The sequence below is a fragment of the Salinispora sp. H7-4 genome (genome assembly GCF_013416675.1).
GTDB lineage: Bacteria > Actinomycetota > Actinomycetes > Mycobacteriales > Micromonosporaceae > Micromonospora > Micromonospora vitiensis.
The window spans coordinates 18,430-36,848 of the sequence record NZ_JABZED010000044.1; the positions used below are offsets into that span (position 1 = coordinate 18,430).

An 18,419-nucleotide genomic window follows, 5' to 3' on the forward strand; every position below is an offset into this window, starting at 1 on the left:
TCCCGCCGGGCCAGCCCGAATGTGGTGAGCTGGGCAGATGGATCAGATCCGGCTCGGACTGGTGCTGCACCCGACCCGGGACGTATCCGAGGTGGTCGACCTCATCGTCGATTGGGCGACCCGGCACCGGATAACGCTGGCCGTGCAGGGGCCGGACCGGCACCGGGTACCGGCGACGGTGGAACCGCTGCCCACCGAGCAGGTGGCCCCGACCAGCGACGTGCTGATCAGCATCGGCGGCGACGGCACCATGCTCGGCGCGTTGCGCTCGACGGTCCGCGACCCGAAACCGGTGCTTGGGGTGCACCTGGGCCAGTTTGGCTTCCTGGTCGAGGTCGAGCCACCGGACCTGCCGACCGCGTTGGCCCGGCTGGCCAACCGGGACTTCACCGTGGAACGGCACAGCTGCCTGGCCTGCGCGGTCTGCGGTGATGATGTGGTCGCGTTCAACGATGTCGCGTTGGTTCGCCGGCCCGGCGCGGGCTTCGTCACCGCCACCCTCGCCGTGGATGGGCAGCGGTACGGCTACTACCGGTGCGACGCGCTGGTGGTGAGCACACCGACCGGGTCCACGGCGTACGGCTACGCCGCCGGCGGACCGCTGGTCTCCCCGGCGAGCGACGTGGTGGTGGTGACCCCGTCCGCGCCGATGGCAGGGATCTCCCGCTCGGTGGTCCTCTCCCCCGACGAACAGATCCGGCTGGAGCTGGCCCCGGGCTCCGCGCCGATGGCGGTGGAGATGGACGGGCAGGTGATCCAGGACGCGGTGACCGAGGGCGCGGTGGAGGTGAGATACCACCGCGACGCCGGCCTGGTGGTCCGCCTCGACCCACGTCGCTACCGGGAGCGCAACCAGCTCAAGCTGGGCCTGCTGGACCTACCGCTCCTGCCCGAGCAGCTTCGCGAACTCCTCCCCGATGGCCTCCGCGAGGAGATGAGCCGACGGTGGCACCCCCCGCACCGTTGACTCACCCGCCCGAAGCCGCCGCCAGCACCGACGAGACCAGTTCCTTCGCCTCCGCCTGGATACGCGCCAGCTGCTCGGGCCCCTGGAACGACTCGGCGTAGATCTTGTAGACGTCCTCGGTGCCGGAGGGGCGGGCGGCGAACCAACCGCTCTCGGTGGTGACCTTCAAGCCACCGATCGGGGCCCCGTTACCCGGTGCGCGGGTGAGCGTGGCCGTGATCGGTTCACCGGCCAACTCGGTGGCCGTCACCTGTGCTGGCGAGAGTCGACCGAGCACCGCCTTCTCCGCCCGGCTGGCGGGAGCGTCGATCCGGGCGTACGCGGGTGCGCCGAACCGACCGGCCAGCTCCGCCCAGTGCTCGCTCGGGCTCCGGCCGGTGGTGCCGATGATCTCGGATGCCAGCAGGCAGAGCAGGATGCCGTCCTTGTCGGTGGTCCAGGTACTGCCGTCGCAACGCAGGAAGGAGGCGCCGGCGCTCTCCTCGCCACCGAAGCCGACTGCGCCGTCGAGCAGGCCCGGCACGAACCACTTGAAGCCGACCGGCACCTCCAACAACGGGCGCCCCAGGTCGGCGGCGACCCGGTCGATCATGGACGAGGAGACCAGGGTTTTGCCGATGGCGGCGTCCGGCCCCCACCGGGTCCGGGTGCGGAACAGGTGGGCGATGGCCACCGTCAGGTAGTGGTTCGGGTTCAGCAAACCGCCGTCCGGTGTGACGATGCCGTGCCGGTCGGCGTCGGCGTCGTTACCGGTCGAGACCGCGAACCGGTCCCGGGCGGCGATCAGCGACGCCATCGCGTTCGGAGACGAGCAGTCCATTCGGATCCGGCCGTCCCCATCCAGGGTCATGAACCGCCACGTCGGATCGACGGTCGGGTTGACCACGGTGAGGTCCAGCCGATGCCGCTCCGCGATCTCGCCCCAGTAGGCGACACTGGCCCCGCCGAGCGGATCAGCCCCGATCCGGACGCCGGCTGACCGGACCGCGTCGAGGTCGAGCACGGACGGCAGGTCGGTCACGTAGCGGCCGAGGAAGTCGTACCGGCCGGTGGTGTCGGCGGTGCGCGCCCGCGCGTACGGGATGCGGCGCACCTCCTTTAGCCCGGCGGCGAGGATCGCGTTCGCCCGCTCCTGAATCCACCTCGTGACATCGGTGTCCGCCGGGCCCCCGTGGGTCGGGTTGTACTTGAACCCGCCGTCCTCCGGCGGATTGTGCGACGGGGTGATCACGATGCCGTCGGCGAGCCCGCTGCTCCGCCCCCGGTTGTGGGCCAGGATGGCGTGGGAGACCGCCGGCGTCGGAACGTATCCGTCCCGGCTGTCCAACAGGACCGAGACCTCGTTGGCGGCGAGCACCTCCAGCGCGTCCACCGCCGCCGGGGCAGAGAGCGCGTGGGTGTCCCGGCCGAGGAAGAGCGGGCCGTCGAGGCCGCGCTCCCGCCGGTAGTCACAGAGCGCCTGGGTGATCGCGACGATGTGATCGGAGTTGAACGCGTTCCGCAGCGAGGACCCCCGGTGCCCGGAGGTGCCGAAGGAGACCTGCTGCCCCGGGTCCGCCGGGTCCGGGTGCTCCGCGTAGTACGCGGTGACCAGCCTCGCCACGTCCACCAGGTCGGATGGCTGGGCCGGCTGGCCCGCTCGGGGGTGCGTGCCCACCACGTGACCTCCTGATCCCGGCCCACCTCGGCCGTGTCTCGAGGCTATCAAGATCCGGTGGACCCGCGGCTCAGACCAGACCCGCCTCCCGCAGCAGGTGCCACAGCCCGGCCCCGTCCGGCGCCGAGAGCCACTCCTGCCCCACCGGCGGAGTCGAGGCGCTGTCGCTGGCGGAGTACGGCAACGCGCCGGCGAGCATCGCCTGGGTCGGGGAGAGCCGGCGAATCGCGATCCCGGCGACGTTGTCCGGGTGGGACACCGCGAACTCCCGGTAAATCTCCTGGTCGTGCTGACCATCATCGCCGACCAGTAGCCAGCGCACGTCCGGGAACTCCGTGGCGAGCCGGGTCAGGGTGGCCCGCTTGTGCTCCCGGCCGCTGCGGAACCACCGGTCCGCCGTCGGGCCCCAGTCGGTGAGCAGCAACGGCCCGGCCGGATAGAGGTGCCGAGACAGAAACCGGGTCAGGGTCGGCGCCACATTCCAGGCGCCGGTGGACAGGTAGAACACCGGAGCGCCGGGGTGGGCGGTGACCAGCCGCTCGTACAGCACGGCCATCCCGGGCACCGCAGCCCGGGCGTGCTCGTCCAGGACGAACGTGTTCCAGGCGGCCAGCAGGGGCCGCGGCAGCGTGGTGACCATGACCGTGTCGTCAACATCGGAGATCACCCCAAAGCGCACCCGGGGGTCAAGAATCCGCACCGGCGCCTGGACCGGCTCTGCCTCCGGGACCCGGATCCGCACCGACCCCCAACCCGGGGGCAGGTCCACCGGCACGATCGTGTCCACGAAGCCGCTGCGGTCGGTTCGCGTCTCGTGCCGCTCGCCCCCCGACTCGATGTCCACCTGGACGTGCTTGGCCGGCAGGGTGGCGAAGCTACGCCAGCCCCGAACCTTCTCCGGCCGGCCTCGCTGCCGGTTGTCCGGCCGCCGCAACAGCACCCGACACGTCACCCGGACCCAGCCCGGGGCCCCGTAGCCCGGGTAGGCCACGGTGTGGATCCGCCAACCGGTGCGCCGGAGCCGCCGCTCGAGCAGACGGTGTACGGCGTCCTCCATCCGCGCGGCCCGATGTAGTTGAGGTACGGCCAGTTGGCCGGCGGAAGTCGGTGGCACACGGCCACCCTGCCACAACCGACCTACCGCGACCACGCCAGGCGAACGGGCCGGCAGCGAACCGCCCCGCCCCGCCGAGCGCCTGTGACAGACTCCGGTGAGGGGATGACGGGGGCCTGATCGTGTCGCAACCTCTACCGCGCCGTGGGCGATGGCGCCGGCGGCTGGACCCGCCGGCACTCGTCGCGCTGGTGCTCGGGGTGGCCGGTGTCGGATACCGGCTGCTCCTCACCCTGGCCACGGTCCCGCCGTCAAACAGCGACGAGGCGACGTTCGGACTCGCCGCCCTCCACATCGCCGCTGGCCAGGAGCAGCCCGTGTTCCTGTACGGGCAGCACTACATGGGGGTGCTGGAGTCGTACCTCGCCGCGCCCCTACTCGCGCTCTTCGGGCCGAGCTGGCCGGTGCTCCGGCTGCCGCTGCTGGCCCTCTACGCACTCTTCCTCTGGCTGATCCATCGGCTGACCCGCCGGATCGGCTCCCCCTGGTTCGCCACCCTGATCGTCGGCCTACTCGCGCTCGGTTCAGAGCGGGTGATCCGGGACCAGCTGACCGCGGTGGGCGGGCGCCCGGAGGGGAAGGTGGCGGTGCTGCTGATGCTGCTGGTCGTGGTGGGGCTGGCCCGGGGGACGCTCCGGCTCCGCCGGCTGGCTGTCGGCCTGTTCGGCCTGCTCGCCGGGGTGGCCGTCTGGTCCGACTGGCTGCTCCTGCCCTACGTCGGGGCCGCCACTCTGGCGTTGCTGTGGGCGGCCCGCCGCGACCTGCTCGGCTGGGCGGGCGTGCTGCTGGTCGCCGGATTCGCGCTCGGCGTCTCGCCGATGATCGCGTACTACCGCACCGCCGGCCCGGGTACGGACCCGCTGTCGGTGCTCCAACAGGTCCACGACGATCTGGACCCACCGCTGGCCCAGCGGTTCGCCGGCGCCGTACTGGAGGGGGTGCCGCTGGCCACCGGGCTCTGCCCCGTCAACGGGTGCAGCCGCTGGCTGGAGGGGTTCGGCCTGCTCTACCCGGTGCTGCTGGTGATCGCGACCGTGGTCGCGGTCGTCGCGTATCTGCGGGCCACCGGACGGGCCGCGCGGGTCGCCCCGGTCGTGCACCTCGCGCTGGTCGTCGGCGCGGCGCTGACCCTCCTGTCGTACATACGCACTTCGGTCGCCGCCACGGATCCCCTGGCCAACGCCCGCTACCTGGCGCTGCTGCAGCTGTCCCTACCCGCGGTGCTGTGGCCGCTCTGGCAGGCGGCGGTCGCGGCCCTACAGGGCACCGCCGGTGTGTTTGGTCGGCTGGCGGGCACGCTCGCCGCGGCGTTCCTCGCCGCCCTCGCCGTCACCGCCTCGCTGATCACGGTTTTGTTCATCACCACCGGCACCGCCGCTTCTCGAGCCAACGAACGCGCCGCCCGGGAGTTGGCGGACACCCTGCGCGCAACCGGTCCCCACGAGGTCTACGGGACCTACTGGACCTGCAACCGCCTGATCTTCAACACGGACGAGGAGGTGGCCTGCGGGGTCCTCGACGACGAGCTCAACCCGGGAAATAACCGCTACCCCGCCTACTGGGACCGGGTGGCGGTGGCGAGCCGGCCCGGCTATGTGGTGGAGACCGGATCGCCCCAGGAACAACGCCTGCGCCAACTGCTCGGCGAACGAGCTGACGCCTCCCTCATCTCCGACGCCGGGGAGTATCGGGTGTATCACCCGGAGACACCGCTCCGGCCCTGGCAGTAGGGCGACCGTCAGCAACCGCCACCACACTCGCAAGATTTCCTCAAGGCTTGGCCCAATCGGTTCCCTACGCTTGTGACAGCCGTCACCGTAGGGGAAATCCGACGCCGCTAAGGAGTCCCACGGTGAACCCGACCCTGCTGGACCGTCCCCGGTCAGCGTCGACCCCACCGCCGCTGGACTGGCGGACCCTGACCGCCGCGTTCGAGGCCGCCTGTCTCCTGCGCTGCGCGACCGTGCCGACGGCGGCCCGACGCCAGCGCGGCGCCCCCGTCCACGCGCCCGGGCGGGTGGAGTTCAACCGCGAGGACGCGGCGCAGCGACTCCGTCACCTACTCCACCAGCTCGAGGTTCCGGTCACGCACGAACGCGCCGTCGGCGGGCTGCGCCGCCGCTACGAGCTGCACCGGCTGACCATCGCCCCAGCCCAACAAGCCGGGTACGCCGCCATCCTGGGTGCCAGCTGGCGCCGCGGACGCGGGGAACTCATCGGCGCCCCGGTGCGCGACGCGTCGCTCCCCCGACGGGTGGGGCGGACCCGGCTGGCCGCAGCGGCCTGGCGAGCCGCGCTGTTGGCCGGTGGCCGGCACATCAGACGGCACATCCTCGGGATCCGGGTGACCGACCGGGACCTGGCGGCGATCCTCGTCCGGAGCGCCGCTCTGCTGGACGCGCCGGCGATACTGCGCCCTGGCACCGGCTGCTATCTGGTGAGTGTGCCGCACGGGCCGGCCCGCGTACGGATCATGCAGGCCACGGAGCTGGGGCCGCCACCCCCGAGCTGAGGAACGGCTGATCTTATCGGTGGGTGGGCGGGTCGAGCGCCGGGACCGGATCGGCGCACGATCCGGGTTGCGCCCGACCACGCGTACGGCGCACAGTGCAGCGCGTGATCAGAATCCCAGGTCGCCGCCGCGACGCGGTGCTGGCCGTACTGCTTCTGGCGATGGCGCTGCCGGGTCTCACCGGATGCCAGCACGGCCCGCCACCAACCGTGCAGATCCGAATCGCCACCGGCAGTCCCACCGCCGTCTACTACGCCTTCGGGCAGTCACTGGCCACCATCCTCAATCGGGAACTACCGAACGTCGAGGCGGAGGTGCTGGTGACCGCCGCGTCGGCGGAGAACATCCGGCTGGTGAACGCTGGCGAAGCGGAACTCGGCTTCACCCAGGCCGACGCGCTCCCCGCCGTGCCGGCCACGCCGCCGACGATGGCCGCCGTGGCCCGCGTCTACGACGACCTCCTACACCTCGTCACCACCCCGACCAGTGGCGTCCGCACCCTCGCCGACCTGCGGGGCCAGCGGGTCTCGGTGGGGGCATCCGGCTCCGGCACCGAGATCACCACGTCCCGGCTGCTCGACGTGGCCCAGCTCGGCGGGGATGCGGTACGCCGGGAGCGGCTCGGCCTGGACGACTCGGTCGAGGCGCTGCACGCCGGCCAGATCGACGCGTTCTTCTTCTCCGGGGGCCTACCGGTGGGGGCGGTGGCGACGCTGGCCGCACAACGGCGCGTCCACCTGGTCGACCTGGGCGAGTGGAGCACGCCGCTACGCGCCCAGTACCCCGGCTTCTACGTCTCCCGGGACGTTCCCCGCTCGGTGTACGGGGTGGACCCGGTGACCACCGTTGCCAACCCGAACTACCTGATCGTCCGGGCCGACCTGCCAGCGGGACTGGTCCGGGACCTGACCCGGCTACTGATGGAGCGACGCCAGGAGCTGGCGTCGGCGCACCCCGCAGCCGGCCAGCTGAGTCCGCGCTCGGCCATCAACACCACGCCCCTACCACTGCACCCTGGGGCGGTGGCCTGGTACAACGCGGTCAAGCCGTAGCCACCGGTCAGCACCGAGCAGCAGGGCGGGGCGCGTCCTGCTCCCCGTCGTCGGCGGTGCTGGGCGGCGACGCGGGAAACCAGAGGGCAGCGACCAGGCCATGTGGCTGGTTCGGACGCATACTTAGCCGCCCCGCGGAGGCGTCCACCAGGACGGCGACGATGGCCAGACCCAGCCCGGCACCGTCAATGTTCTGCGCCTCCGGCGCCCGCCAGAACCGTTCGGTCGCCTTGTCGAGTTGGCTGGCCGTCATACCCGGGCCGGTGTCGCGTACCTGCAGGGTCGTCCCGTCCGCCCGACCCCGAACCGCCACCGTCACCTCACCCCCCGCGACGCTGAACTTCACCGCGTTGTCGATCAACGCGTCAAGCGCCTGGTCAACGGCGGTCGGCACGGTTCTCGCATACGCCGGAGCAGCATCGGTGTCCAGTCGCAGGGTGATCGCCCGGCGGCGCGCGAGCGGCTCCCACGCCGCCACCCGGCTCGCGGCGACCGCTGCCGCGTCAACGGTCACGCGCAGGTTCTCCGTCCGCTCGGCCCGAGCCAGGGTGAGCAGCGCATCCAGCACCAGCGCCAGCCGGTCGGTCTCGGCCAGGGCAAGCTGGTGCTCGGCCGCGCCCTGCGGGTCGCCCAGGCTGGATCCCAGCTCCTCGACCCGCAGCCGCAGTGCCGTCAACGGATTGCGGAGTTGGTGGCTGGCGTGCGCCACGAACGCCCGCTGCCGATCCATCACGTCGGAGACGGCGTCGGCCATGTGGTTGAAGCTCGCCGCCAGGCGGCGTAGTTCGGGTGGACCCTGCCGATCCTGCACGCGGGCGTTCCGGTCGCCCTCGGCGATCTCGTGGGTCACCGCGTCCAGCTCGGTGACCGGTCGCAGCACCCATCCGGCCAGGGCGAACGCGGTCGAGACACAGGCCAGCACCGCGAGCAGGCCGGCACCGGCGAGCAGCAGCCACCAGGTGGTGACGGCCCCCCGGATCCGATCGGTGGGGGTGGTGGTGACCACCGCGCCGAGGACCTCGCCGCCGTCGTTGATTGGCACCGCGACGACGATCGGCGCGTCCACCCACGGCAGCACCGAGTCGGGCCCGCTGGCCTGCTGACCGGAGAGGGCCACGTCGAGCGCCCCCCGGGTGCCCGAGGCGGGTTGCCAGGTCGGCGACGCGACCACCGTCCGCCGGTCCCGGTCGACGACCGCGGCGCCGATGCCGTACAGCTCGTCGTACCGGTCCAACTCACTGCCGATCGGGCCGGTGCTGCCGCCGCGCAGCGCCGCGTCGGCCAACGACGCGAAGCGGGTCGCGTCGGCGAGCCGGTCGGCGCGGACCCGCTCGGTCTCCCGACTGGCCAGCGTGGCCGCGAGCGGGGTCTCCAGGGCAACCAGGACCAGCACCATCAGCAGCAGATAGCTGATCACCAGGCGACGGCGCACCGCACCTCACCCGTTCCGCAGCCGGTAGCCGATCCCGCGTACGGTCTCCACCAGGCGGGGGTCACCCAGCTTGCCGCGGAGCGAGCCGACGTGCACCTCGACGGTGTGCCCGTCGGCGAAGGTGGTGCCCCAGGCGTCGAGCAGAATCCGATCGCGGGGCACGGCGGCTCCGGGCTGGCGGGCCAGGGAGAGGAGCACGTCGAACTCCTTACGGGTCAGCGCCACCTCCTGGGTGTGGATGCGGACCGTCCGGGCCGCCACATCGATCTGGACCGGACCGACCTCGATCAGGTTGCGCTCTGGCGCGGCCTGGGCGGCGCGGCGCAGCACCGCCTCGATCCGGGCCTGCAACTCCACCATCGAGAACGGCTTGACCACGTAGTCGTCCGCACCGATCCGCAGCCCGAGCACCCGGTCGCGCTCCTCCCCCCGCGCGGTCACCGCGATGATCCCGAGTTGGTTACTGCGCCGCCGCAGCTCCCGACACAGGTCGGTGCCGTCTCCGTCGGGCAGGGTGAGATCCAGCAGGGCCAGGTCGCACGGAGCTGCGCAGAGCGCGGCGGCGACCGTCGCCGCGTGCTCCACCTGGTAACCGCGCCGGGTCAGGGCCGCGGTGAGCGCGGCGGCCACCCGATGGTCGTCCTCGACAAGCAGGATCCGCACCCGGTGCCCCCAACTCTCGCCTTCGTTGACCACGAATGGTCGCAGACATCGGCGATTGACGGGAGGGGCGGATTCCATCTCGGCATCGGTCGCGCCGATGGCCGACACGGCGGGCCTGCGGGCCGGCTCGTTCGGGTGGCTATGCTACAACGCGATTGGGACCCGAGACGATGTGAGTTGACATGGCTGACACCAACGACCGGACGCCGGTCTTTGTCCACCCCACCGCCGATGTGGAAGCCGGCGCCTGGGTCGGTGACGGCACGAAGATCTGGCACCTGGCCCACATCCGCTCTACCTCGCGGATCGGCGCGGGCTGCGTCATCGGGCGCAACGTGTACGTGGACACAGAGGTCACCGTCGGTAACCTAGTCAAGATCCAGAACAATGTCTCGGTGTACCAGGGCGTGACCCTTGAGGACGAGGTCTTCGTCGGCCCCTGCGCGGTCTTCACCAACGACTTCCGGCCCCGGGCCCAAAACCCCGACTGGACGATCACCGAGACGACGGTCCGCCGCGGGGCTTCCATCGGCGCCAACGCCACCCTGATCTGCGGGATCGAGGTCGGCGAGTACGCCATGATCGCCGCCGGCTCCGTGGTGACGAAGGACGTCAAGCCGTACCAGTTGGTAATGGGGAACCCGGCCCGCCCGAGGGGCTGGGTGAACGCCAAGGGCGAGGTCGTCTCCCGCAACGCCAAGACCTCGCCTCAGCAGAGCTGATATCCATCGATGACGGAGGAGATACCCCGGCGGATTTCGTCAGGCCGAGACGGAAACGTGAGGTGTAGCTGGTAGGGATCTACTCACGGAGCATGGCGAACAGGACGTCGCGGCGGCCTCGGGCGAGGCAGCTGAGGTCGGCGTTGTGACGTTTGCCCCGGCTCGAACGGCAGTCGCCGATCTGGTTGGCGTCCGACTCGCCGCAGGGCGGCGGCGACGCGAACCGGGACGACGTCCTTGATCAACAATGATGGTCAGACCGGGGCAACGTGAGTTCTTTCGAGCTCGCCAGCGACTTGGACGCGTTGTCGCAGGATGCCGCAAAGGCTGTCTGGCGAGGCGGAGCGCGTGGACGGCGGCGATCAAGACCAGTTTCCGAAGACTGCCTTGCGTAGGCCGACTGTGCCCCTGCGGCGATGGTAGCGGGCAGCTCCAGGGCTGCCCCTATGACTGATTTTCGGGCCGAGGACCCGTTCAGACCTGAGTTCGGTCATTTCGTTAGTGCCTGAGGTCCGCCCATGGTGAGTGCGTCGATGATGGCTTGTCGTTCGGGGTCGATCTGGGGTGGGAACGTCTGCGTGGCGTTGTTGATCGCGAGGGTGGCGGAGCGTAGCGGGCGTAGCTGACGCAGGACGTTGCGGATCGCGAGTCCGGTGCGGGTCTGCACTTCGCGGGTCACGGCCAGGGCGGTGAACACGATGGTCAGGTGTGCCTCGATGGCGTCTTTCGTGTGGTGGAACATGGGTCGGGCGGCGAGGTCGGTCTTGGACATGCGGAAGGACTGCTCGACGTGCCACAGGTCGTGGTAGTTGGAGATCACCTCGGCCGGGCTCATCACGTTGTGGGTGATGTTGGTTACGTAGCCCTTGAGTCCGACGAGTTTGCGTGCCCTGGCCAGCGACGTTTCGTCGAGGGTGCGGGCGGTGCCGTTGATGGTGACGAATCTCGGGGTCCTGGTCGTCTTCTCCCCGGCGATGACGGCCCGTGCTTTTGCCTCTTGGGCGTTGAGGGTCTTGTTGTCCCGGACGGCGCGTGCGGTGGAGTAGGCCCACACCGCCCGCCACGCCGAGGTGTGTGTTCGTGGGTTCCACACCGGCTCGGCCTTGAGGGCGGGATCGTTGTCCCGGTTGGCGCCGGTGCGGGGGGTGATGGTGTCGATGATCTGTCCGTGGGTGAAGTAGTCCCCGTGCCAGCGGTAGTGCGACTCCAGATCGATCGGCGCCTTGGTGGTGCGTGAACCGACGATGAAGCCGAGGCCGGCGGCGTCGAGTTCGCGGAGGTTGGTCGCCGACAGCATGCCGGCGTCGGCGACGATGACCATGCCCGCGATGTGGTGGCGGGCCTGGAACTGGCGGATGACTGGCGGCAATGTCAATGTCTCGGCCTTGTTGCCCTCGAAGCAGCTGATCTCCAACGGGAACCCGTGTCGGTCGACCAGCAGGCCGACGATGATCTGCGGGTCCACACGTCGTTCCTTGGAGTATCCGACCTTGCGTAGGTCGTTTTCCTTGTCGGCCTCGAAGTACAACGTGGTCACGTCGTACAAGCAGAGGCTGACATCGCCGCTGCCCGTGGCGTGGGCGAAGCACAGTCGTGCGACCTGATCGCGGTAACCGCCCTCGTGTGCGCGGATCAGGGTGCGGCGCATCGTCTTCTCGCTGGACGGCTTACGACCCAGGTCGATCAGCACGCGACCGGTGTCGCGGATCGAGGTCGGCTCCACGATCCGCGCGATCACCAGATCCCGAAAGACCTTGTCGCCCACCGCGTCGAATCCCAAGTGGTGAACACCGCGGCCAGCACGTCGTAGAGCACCCGCGACGCCGTCGACACCACCCGCGGCGCGGCGACCACCGCCGGCCCATGCACCGATGAACCCTCGACCTGGAACAACGCCGCGTCACCGACCGGGCCGACCAAGGCCGCCTTCGGCGCGACCGGCTCGACACCCAGCTCAAGCTCACCCTGCCCAGGATCGGCAAGAAGCTCGCGGGCCCGCGCGATCAGCAACCCCAACTCGGCCTCGGTATGCGCCGAGCCCACATGAGCAATGATCCGCCGCCGCCCACCGACGGACTCGGCGATCTGCACCGCCGTCGCGCCCGAGGCCGTCCGCACCCGCCGAATCCACGCCACGAACCCGAGCGTAAGACACCAATTAGTGCCTCAGAAACAACCCACCAGCACCCAACACCCCAGGTCAGCGCCCTACACCCCATCGCCCCGCAAGCCGGTGACCAAACTCAGGTCAGAGCGGGTAATCTGAACGACCACGGATCGGTCGGACACGCGGGTGGCTTCGCCAGCGAGGTCGTTAGGCAGTAGCCGCGGCCGGAAGCAGCCTGACCAACCTACCCGGCATCGGTATGGCGGCGAAGACCCTCGGTACCCGAGATCATCCGAACGACCGAGGCGGCCAAGTCCCACCGGGCTGGGCGACCGAGGAGTCCCGGCTGGGGACGATCAAAGGTTTCGGGAAAGGGTCGTTGGCGCCGCTCACCCGTCCCGGCCGCTACATCAACTCAGTCGCAGAGTCGAGCGATCTCGGCCTGGAACCGAACCATGGCGTTAGGCTCGCCCGGACCGAGCAGGTAAGTCTTCAGCTCCCGCCGCGCCTCGGCCATCGGGTCGTCGCCGGCCCGGGTCAGTCCCAGGATCTTCTCCAACTCGCCACAATCGCTGGAGAGCAGGTACGCGGCCCGGGCGGTTGGGTTCTCCTGACGGAATTCGTCGTCCGGCAATCCACCGGGATTCGCCACAACATATGGTCGCTGGCTCTGCACGAAGTCGGACACCACGCTGGACACATCGCTGATCAACAGGTCGGTCTGGTTAAAACAGTCATACAGCGCCGGCACCCGGCCGGTCACTACGAGGTGGCGGGATCCGTCCAACGAGGTCGCCGCCGGGTCGCCGCCGGCCGCGCGGATCAACCCCACCATCCGCTTGTGTACAGCCTCGGCCTCTTTGGAGCGGGAGCCGGTAAGCGGGTGGGGCTTGTAGATCAACCGGACCGCAGGCCGGATCTCCAGCAGATCCCTGACGATCCGCTCACCCATCAGCATAAGGGAGGTGTGGTACGGGTCGTCGTCGAGCCAGCCCTCCCAGGTTGGAGCGTAGAGCACAGTGAACAGCCGATCGACGGCTTCCGAACCGAAGGTTTGTACGCCAGCCAGCTGCGGTCGCCCTATCTCAACAATGGCCTCGTCACGTACGCCGACCGCGGCCCGTTCGTACCGCTCCCGGCCGGCCATACCGGCCACCCAGACCTCGTCGTACACCTTGCTGTACGGGTTAACGCTGGCCTGTTTATCGCTATCACCGTGTCCGACGAAGACGTGTTTCGTTCCCGGCTCGCGGAGCATGTGGATGTTCGCACCGACATTCGCCGCGTAGAGGGTGGCCCGGATGCTACTGAGGTCGAGGTTCATGAAATTGACCCCGGCTGGCACACAGATCACCGGTAGCCGGGTATCGGCCAACGCGTCGATCGCCTCGCGGCTACGCATCAGCACCACCGCCGGACGCTCCAACGCCTCGGTCGGGGCCAACCACATATTCGCCTGGTAGACGTCCTTAGCTGGACCAGCGAAGTACAGCGCCACCTCTGGCTGGTGGACGTCCAGCCAGTGCTGAACTTTCGGCAGCGGGCTCGGCTGGCCCGTGCTGCGACCGCGTAGCCAGGTCGCCGCCACTGCCAAGCCGACCACAGCGGCGACCGATACGGCGACTCCCGCGACGATCAGTACGGGGGCGACGTCATCGGTAGCGGCGGCGACAAGGGCACCAGGGACCAGCACGATGTTGAGCAGAGTTAGACGCCCACCAGCGATATCGGCAGCCCAGGACGGAGGACGCGGCGCCAAACGCACCGGACCGAAGTCGATGTTGCGCACAAGCACCGATATCGCATTGCGTCGGTCGATAATCGAATTCAAGGCGCCGGCAAGGACAGCAATCACCCATACTGAGGCCACCAGCACCATCAGCCAGGCTACCGACACCGAATCCGGGCGCACCGCGGCGACGACCAGCAGCACGCTGGCGAGGTCACGGGTGAGCTGTCGGTACGGCCCAGTCAGACCGACCTTTGTCAACAATACCTCAGATGGTGCCGACCACTTCACCATGGCGAACTCGCCGCACACCGCCAGCGTGCCGGCCACCGCGAAGAAAGCGGGTTGGCCGAGCGCACCGGCCAGTAGCATCGCCAGGTAGCAGAGCACAACCACCATGCCCCGGGCAGCACCGCCTCCCGGCCCCATCAACTTGCCGAACAACGCGTCCACTCCCTAGAAGGTCGACAATCTGGTGTGGTCGACGTGACCTAAACCACTTTCTGGCCAGCCCGTTCGTGACGCTGGTGAACAGTACAGGGCCCGACCTTACCGCGACACCACGCGGCGCACCGGGCCACGCCGAGGCCAGCGGGCCAGCGCCGCGTTCGCAGATCTTCTCAGTGCAAGTGGCAGCATTAACGTGGAGAACACCACGGGTAGCCGAAGTGTCTCCTGCTGTGGATGTGGTGGAAGGGTCGGGTGGTGGTGATCAGATTTGCCAGCAGACGGCGGAATCTCCGAGGGTGAGGGGAACGAGGCCGCCATCGGATTCGGTGCCCCCTCTTGGGGTGGGCGGTGGTGACGGCGGGGTAGGCGTGGACGCACAGTACGTACGTTGTTTGTCGGTGCCCGGCGCCGTATCGGCGCACTTGGTAGTGCTCCAGACCGCCCTCGGTTTTGGCTGTTGGAAGCACCGCTGGATGGCCCACCGTGCCCCGGCGATGTGGATCAGGCCCTCATCCCGGGTATTGGCAGGGCCGAAGCATAGGTAGTAGGCTAGGTCGGTGGGTCGATGATGCTGCGGCGGATCGGCAGCAGGTGCCGTAGCCGTCACCGGCGGTGACACGCTCGCCACGGCCCAGTCGTAGAGTCGTGGCCCTTGGCCCCGTCGCCGCAGCTGCAGCGTTTCCATGCCAAGAGGCGCGTTGACGGCCGGGCATAGCCGATGCGCTGCTGCTGTAGCCAGGTCCGGAATTTTGAGTCCTTCCCGTATGCCTCATCCGGAGTAACCCCACATCGCCGGCGGTCCGGCAATCAGGGCTCGTGGACCATGGGCAGGCCCTATCCACCTGGCCAGTATGTTCCCGTACCTGCCGCAGCGACCCGGCTACAACAAGCGCCTACACGCCGCGCTACCGTTGATCAAGAAGACCATCCGGGACTTGGCCCGCGACAGTGACTTCTGGCTCGACAGCCACTGGATCGTCGACTCCACCCCTATCCCGTGCGGCATGTGCCGCCCCACGGTCCAACGCTCGGACCTGGCCGGCTGGGCCAGCTACGGGTACTGCGCCTCCCACTCCCGGTTCTTCTGGGACTACGGCTGTACCTGGTGTGCGCCCCGACCGGGATGCCGATCCTGTGGGCCCTGGCCAGCCCGAAGATCGGCGAACGGGAAGTTCTCGCCTCGATGCTGCAGGTCGAGGCAGGCGTGGTTGCCGGGCATGACGGGATCCTGCTGATCTCGGACAAGGGCTTCGCCTCCCAGCCGTTCGAGAAGCGACTGGCCGAACAGGGCATCGAGCTGCTGCGTCCGTCACGCAAACCGGAGAGGGCCCGCCACGGCGAGGCGATACTCACGAAGATCCGGCAGTTGATCGAGTCGGTCAACGACATAGCCAGCTTTCCCACCGACGACGCCCACCACGCTGACCTGTGGCAGTGGGTCGCCGGGTTCGGGCAGCTCGCCCAAGCTGGCGTGGAGGGCACCGGAAGCTACGGCTACCGGCTTGCCCAGTTCCTGACCGGCCGCGGTATCACCGTGTTCGAGGTCAACTGACCCGACCGCGCTGCCCGGCGTCGCCGAGGCAAGTCCGACCCCGTCGACGCCGAGAACGCCGCCCGCGCGGTTCTCTCCGGCGACGCAACCGCCACCCCCAAGACTCGCACCGGACCAGCCGGGCAGCTGCGGGCTCTCCTGGTTGCCCGGCGCAGCGCGACCAAATCACGCACCCAAGCCGAGCTGCAGCTACGTAGCCTCATCCTCGAACTCGACGATGACCAGCGCGCCCAGCTGGACCGCCGGCGCACCGACCACCTCGCCGCCGCTTGCGCCACGCTGACCGGCGCCGACGGCATCAGCCTCGCCCTGGCCTCGCTGGCCCGCCGCTGGCAGTTCCTCGACACCGAGGTCCGCGCGAACACCGCCCAGGTCGAGGCGATCGTCCGCCAGACCGCTCCCCGGCTGCTAAACCAGCCCGGCATCGGGCCGATCACCGCAGCCCAACTCCTCGCGACCGCTGGCGACAACCCCGACCGGCTGAGCAGCGAAGCCGCATTCGCCGCGCTCTGCGGCGTCAGCCCGGTCGCGCACTCCAGCGGCAAGACCCGACGCCACCGGCTCAACCTCGGTGGTGACCGCGCCGCCAACAGCGCACTATGGACGATTGCCAACAACCGCCTCATGCATGATCCGCGCACCCGCGAGTACGCAGCACGCCGCACAGCGCTCGGTTCCAGCCGCAAAGAGATCCTGCGCCTGCTTAAGCGCTACATCGCCCGCCAAGTCTTCACCGAGATCCGCCGCGCCCTCACCCCGCCGAAGATCAACCAAGCTCAAAACTTGACATAGGGGCATCAACGCGTTGATGGAGAATTTCTGGTCAACGTTGAAGATCGAACTCGTCTACCGCACCTCGTGGCGGACCCGCGACGAGGCCGAGAACGCGATCTTCGCCTATATCGACGGCTGGTACAACACCCGCCGCATCCAAAAAGAGTTGAGCTACCTCAGCCTCGATGAAGGCCGGGTCGGCGGGAGTCCGAAGATAGAAGGTGCCCTCTGAGCTGGAAGGATAGGAGTTGCGACGCTTCTATCGTTCGGCTCGAAAGGGCACCTCGCAGGTGAGATTACGCCATGACGCGCCGGTGGTGCGCGCGACGTTTGACGACCCGAATCTGGTGTCGTGTGCCGGCTTGGTGCCGGTGATGCGCCTGGCCGAGCAGGCCGGTCTGCACGACGCGGTCACCGACCGGGTGCGGCTGCCCACGGACAAGGGCGCGAACCCTGCCGGGAAGGTCGCCACGATCGTGGCGGGGATGCTCGCGGGCGCGGACAGTATCGACGACCTCGACGTGGCCCGCCACGGCGGCATGCGGTCGCTGTTCACCAGCGTGTATGCGCCGTCGACACTCGGCTCGTTCCTGCGCACCTTCACCCACGGACACGTGCGCCAGTTGCAGGCCGCCGCCCGCGACGCCCTGATCGGCCTGGCTCGGCGGACGCCGCTGCTGGCCGGCGCCGACACGCTGTGCTTTGTGGACATCGACTCGATGTTGCGTCGGGTCTACGGCAAGCAGAAGCAGGGCATTGGGTTCGGCCACGCCAAGGTCGGCGGCTACAACGTCTGGCTGCGCGGCTACAACCCCCTGGTTGCCACGTTGTCCACGCCGTTGTCGGCGCCGGTGATCGCCGCCACGAGGTTGCGCGCCGGCAACGCCGGCTCCGCCCGCGGCGCCGCGAGCATGATCACTGAAGCGATCACCACTGCCCGCACGTGCGGCGCGACGGGCGAGATCGTGGTGCGCGCGGACTCGGCGTTCTACGCCAAGACCGTCATCGCCGCGTGCCGCCGCCGCGGCGTGCGGTTCTCGCTCACCGCCCGGATCGACGCAAAGATCCGCGCCGCGTGCGAGGGCATCGGCGACGAGCAGTGGGTCGACATCAAGTACCCGCAGGCCGTATGGGACGACGACGCCGGGCGGTGGATCTCCGACGCCCAGATCGCCGAAACCACCTACACCGCGTTCGCCGGCACCCGCCACCAGGTGACCGCCCGGCTGATCGTGCGCCGCATCCGCCGCGACGACCCCGCCCAGGCCCCCGGCCAGGAAGAACTCATGCCGGCCTACCGCTACCACGCGGTATTCACCGACAGCCCCTACACCCTGATGCAGGCCGAGGCCCAACACCGCGGCCACGCGATCATCGAGCAGATCAACGCCGACCTGATCGCCGGACCCCTGGCGCACCTGCCCTCCGGACGGTTCGCCGCCAACGACGCCTGGCTCGCGTGCGCCGGCATCGCGCACAACCTCACCCGCGCCGCCGGACACCTGGCCGCCGGGGCCTGGAAGACCGCCCGGCCCGCCACCATCCGCACCCGGATCATCAACGTCGCCGCCCGCCTCGCGCACCGGGCCCGCACCATCCGCCTGCACCTACCCGAGCACTGGCCCTGGCAAGCGGCGTTCGACAACCTCTACACCGCCGTGCAGCCGGCACCCGGCTGACCACGGCCC

The 18,419-nt window shown here is 69.4% G+C and carries 14 protein-coding genes and 2 pseudogenes; 10 read left to right on the forward strand and 6 right to left on the reverse strand.

Going from position 1 to position 18,419, the window contains the following annotated elements:
• The first annotated feature begins 37 nt into the window (after positions 1-37).
• Positions 38-967 (forward strand): NAD(+)/NADH kinase, encoded by a 930-nt coding sequence (locus tag H0524_RS17190; protein ID WP_018725529.1) that lies wholly within the window; start codon positions 38-40, stop codon positions 965-967.
• Position 968: 1 nt separating this feature from the next.
• Here the strand turns inward: H0524_RS17190 and pgm are convergent, their stop codons facing one another.
• Together pgm and H0524_RS17200 are read right to left on the reverse strand one after the other, a co-directional pair.
• Positions 969-2,627 carry a phosphoglucomutase (alpha-D-glucose-1,6-bisphosphate-dependent) gene (pgm, locus tag H0524_RS17195; RefSeq protein ID WP_180199560.1) on the reverse strand — a complete coding sequence of 553 codons (1,659 nt, stop codon included), beginning with the start codon at positions 2,625-2,627 and terminating at the stop codon, positions 969-971.
• Between the two features lie 67 nt (positions 2,628-2,694).
• The gene (locus H0524_RS17200; protein WP_180199636.1) at positions 2,695-3,681 is read right to left on the reverse strand and encodes an App1 family protein; all 987 of its coding nucleotides are present in this window, start codon (positions 3,679-3,681) and stop codon (positions 2,695-2,697) included.
• A gap of 179 nt (positions 3,682-3,860) precedes the next feature.
• Between H0524_RS17200 and H0524_RS17205 the strand changes: the two genes are divergently transcribed.
• From H0524_RS17205 to H0524_RS17215, 3 genes are all read left to right on the forward strand, one after another.
• The gene (locus H0524_RS17205; protein ID WP_180199561.1) at positions 3,861-5,468 is read left to right on the forward strand and encodes a hypothetical protein; all 1,608 of its coding nucleotides are present in this window, start codon (positions 3,861-3,863) and stop codon (positions 5,466-5,468) included.
• Between the two features lie 122 nt (positions 5,469-5,590).
• Positions 5,591-6,250 (forward strand): hypothetical protein, encoded by a 660-nt coding sequence (locus H0524_RS17210; protein WP_180199562.1) that lies wholly within the window; start codon positions 5,591-5,593, stop codon positions 6,248-6,250.
• A 95-nt stretch (positions 6,251-6,345) separates the two neighbouring features.
• Positions 6,346-7,302: a TAXI family TRAP transporter solute-binding subunit gene (locus H0524_RS17215; protein ID WP_180199563.1), complete on the forward strand. Its 957-nt coding sequence runs from the start codon at positions 6,346-6,348 to the stop codon at positions 7,300-7,302.
• Between the two features lie 7 nt (positions 7,303-7,309).
• On the opposite strand, the gene H0524_RS17220 is transcribed toward H0524_RS17215, so the two are convergent.
• Positions 7,310-8,734 (reverse strand): HAMP domain-containing sensor histidine kinase, encoded by a 1,425-nt coding sequence (locus tag H0524_RS17220; protein ID WP_180199564.1) that lies wholly within the window; start codon positions 8,732-8,734, stop codon positions 7,310-7,312.
• 6 nt (positions 8,735-8,740) lie between these two features.
• Positions 8,741-9,397, reverse strand: a complete 657-nt coding sequence (locus H0524_RS17225) for a response regulator transcription factor (protein ID WP_309225141.1) — start codon at positions 9,395-9,397, stop codon at positions 8,741-8,743.
• Between the two features lie 182 nt (positions 9,398-9,579).
• Between H0524_RS17225 and H0524_RS17230 the strand changes: the two genes are divergently transcribed.
• Complete coding sequence (locus H0524_RS17230; protein ID WP_180199566.1) at positions 9,580-10,119, forward strand: acyltransferase; 540 nt, start codon at positions 9,580-9,582, stop codon at positions 10,117-10,119.
• A gap of 490 nt (positions 10,120-10,609) precedes the next feature.
• Here the strand turns inward: H0524_RS17230 and H0524_RS17235 are convergent.
• Together H0524_RS17235 and H0524_RS17240 are read right to left on the reverse strand one after the other, a co-directional pair.
• A pseudogene (locus H0524_RS17235) lies at positions 10,610-12,255 on the reverse strand (IS1634 family transposase).
• A gap of 386 nt (positions 12,256-12,641) precedes the next feature.
• A complete protein-coding gene (locus H0524_RS17240; protein ID WP_180199637.1) occupies positions 12,642-14,399 on the reverse strand; it encodes a CDP-glycerol glycerophosphotransferase family protein in 1,758 nt (585 codons plus the stop codon).
• 1,111 nt (positions 14,400-15,510) lie between these two features.
• Here H0524_RS17240 and H0524_RS24965 point away from each other — a divergent pair.
• The 5 genes and pseudogenes from H0524_RS24965 to H0524_RS17260 all read left to right on the forward strand — a co-directional run bounded on the left by H0524_RS24965 (position 15,511) and on the right by H0524_RS17260 (position 18,410).
• On the forward strand, positions 15,511-15,957 hold the full coding sequence (locus tag H0524_RS24965) for a hypothetical protein (protein WP_255436027.1): 447 nt from the start codon (positions 15,511-15,513) through the stop codon (positions 15,955-15,957).
• 432 nt (positions 15,958-16,389) lie between these two features.
• Positions 16,390-16,548: pseudogene (locus H0524_RS25625) on the forward strand (transposase); the annotation flags it as partial.
• 33 nt (positions 16,549-16,581) lie between these two features.
• Positions 16,582-16,749, forward strand: coding sequence for a hypothetical protein (locus H0524_RS24970; protein ID WP_180199548.1), 168 nt, complete (start codon positions 16,582-16,584; stop codon positions 16,747-16,749).
• Positions 16,750-16,765: 16 nt separating this feature from the next.
• A complete protein-coding gene (locus H0524_RS17255) occupies positions 16,766-16,963 on the forward strand; it encodes an IS3 family transposase (protein WP_180199567.1) in 198 nt (65 codons plus the stop codon).
• Between the two features lie 58 nt (positions 16,964-17,021).
• On the forward strand, positions 17,022-18,410 hold the full coding sequence (locus H0524_RS17260) for an IS1380 family transposase (protein ID WP_180199638.1): 1,389 nt from the start codon (positions 17,022-17,024) through the stop codon (positions 18,408-18,410).
• Positions 18,411-18,419 lie beyond the last annotated feature (9 nt).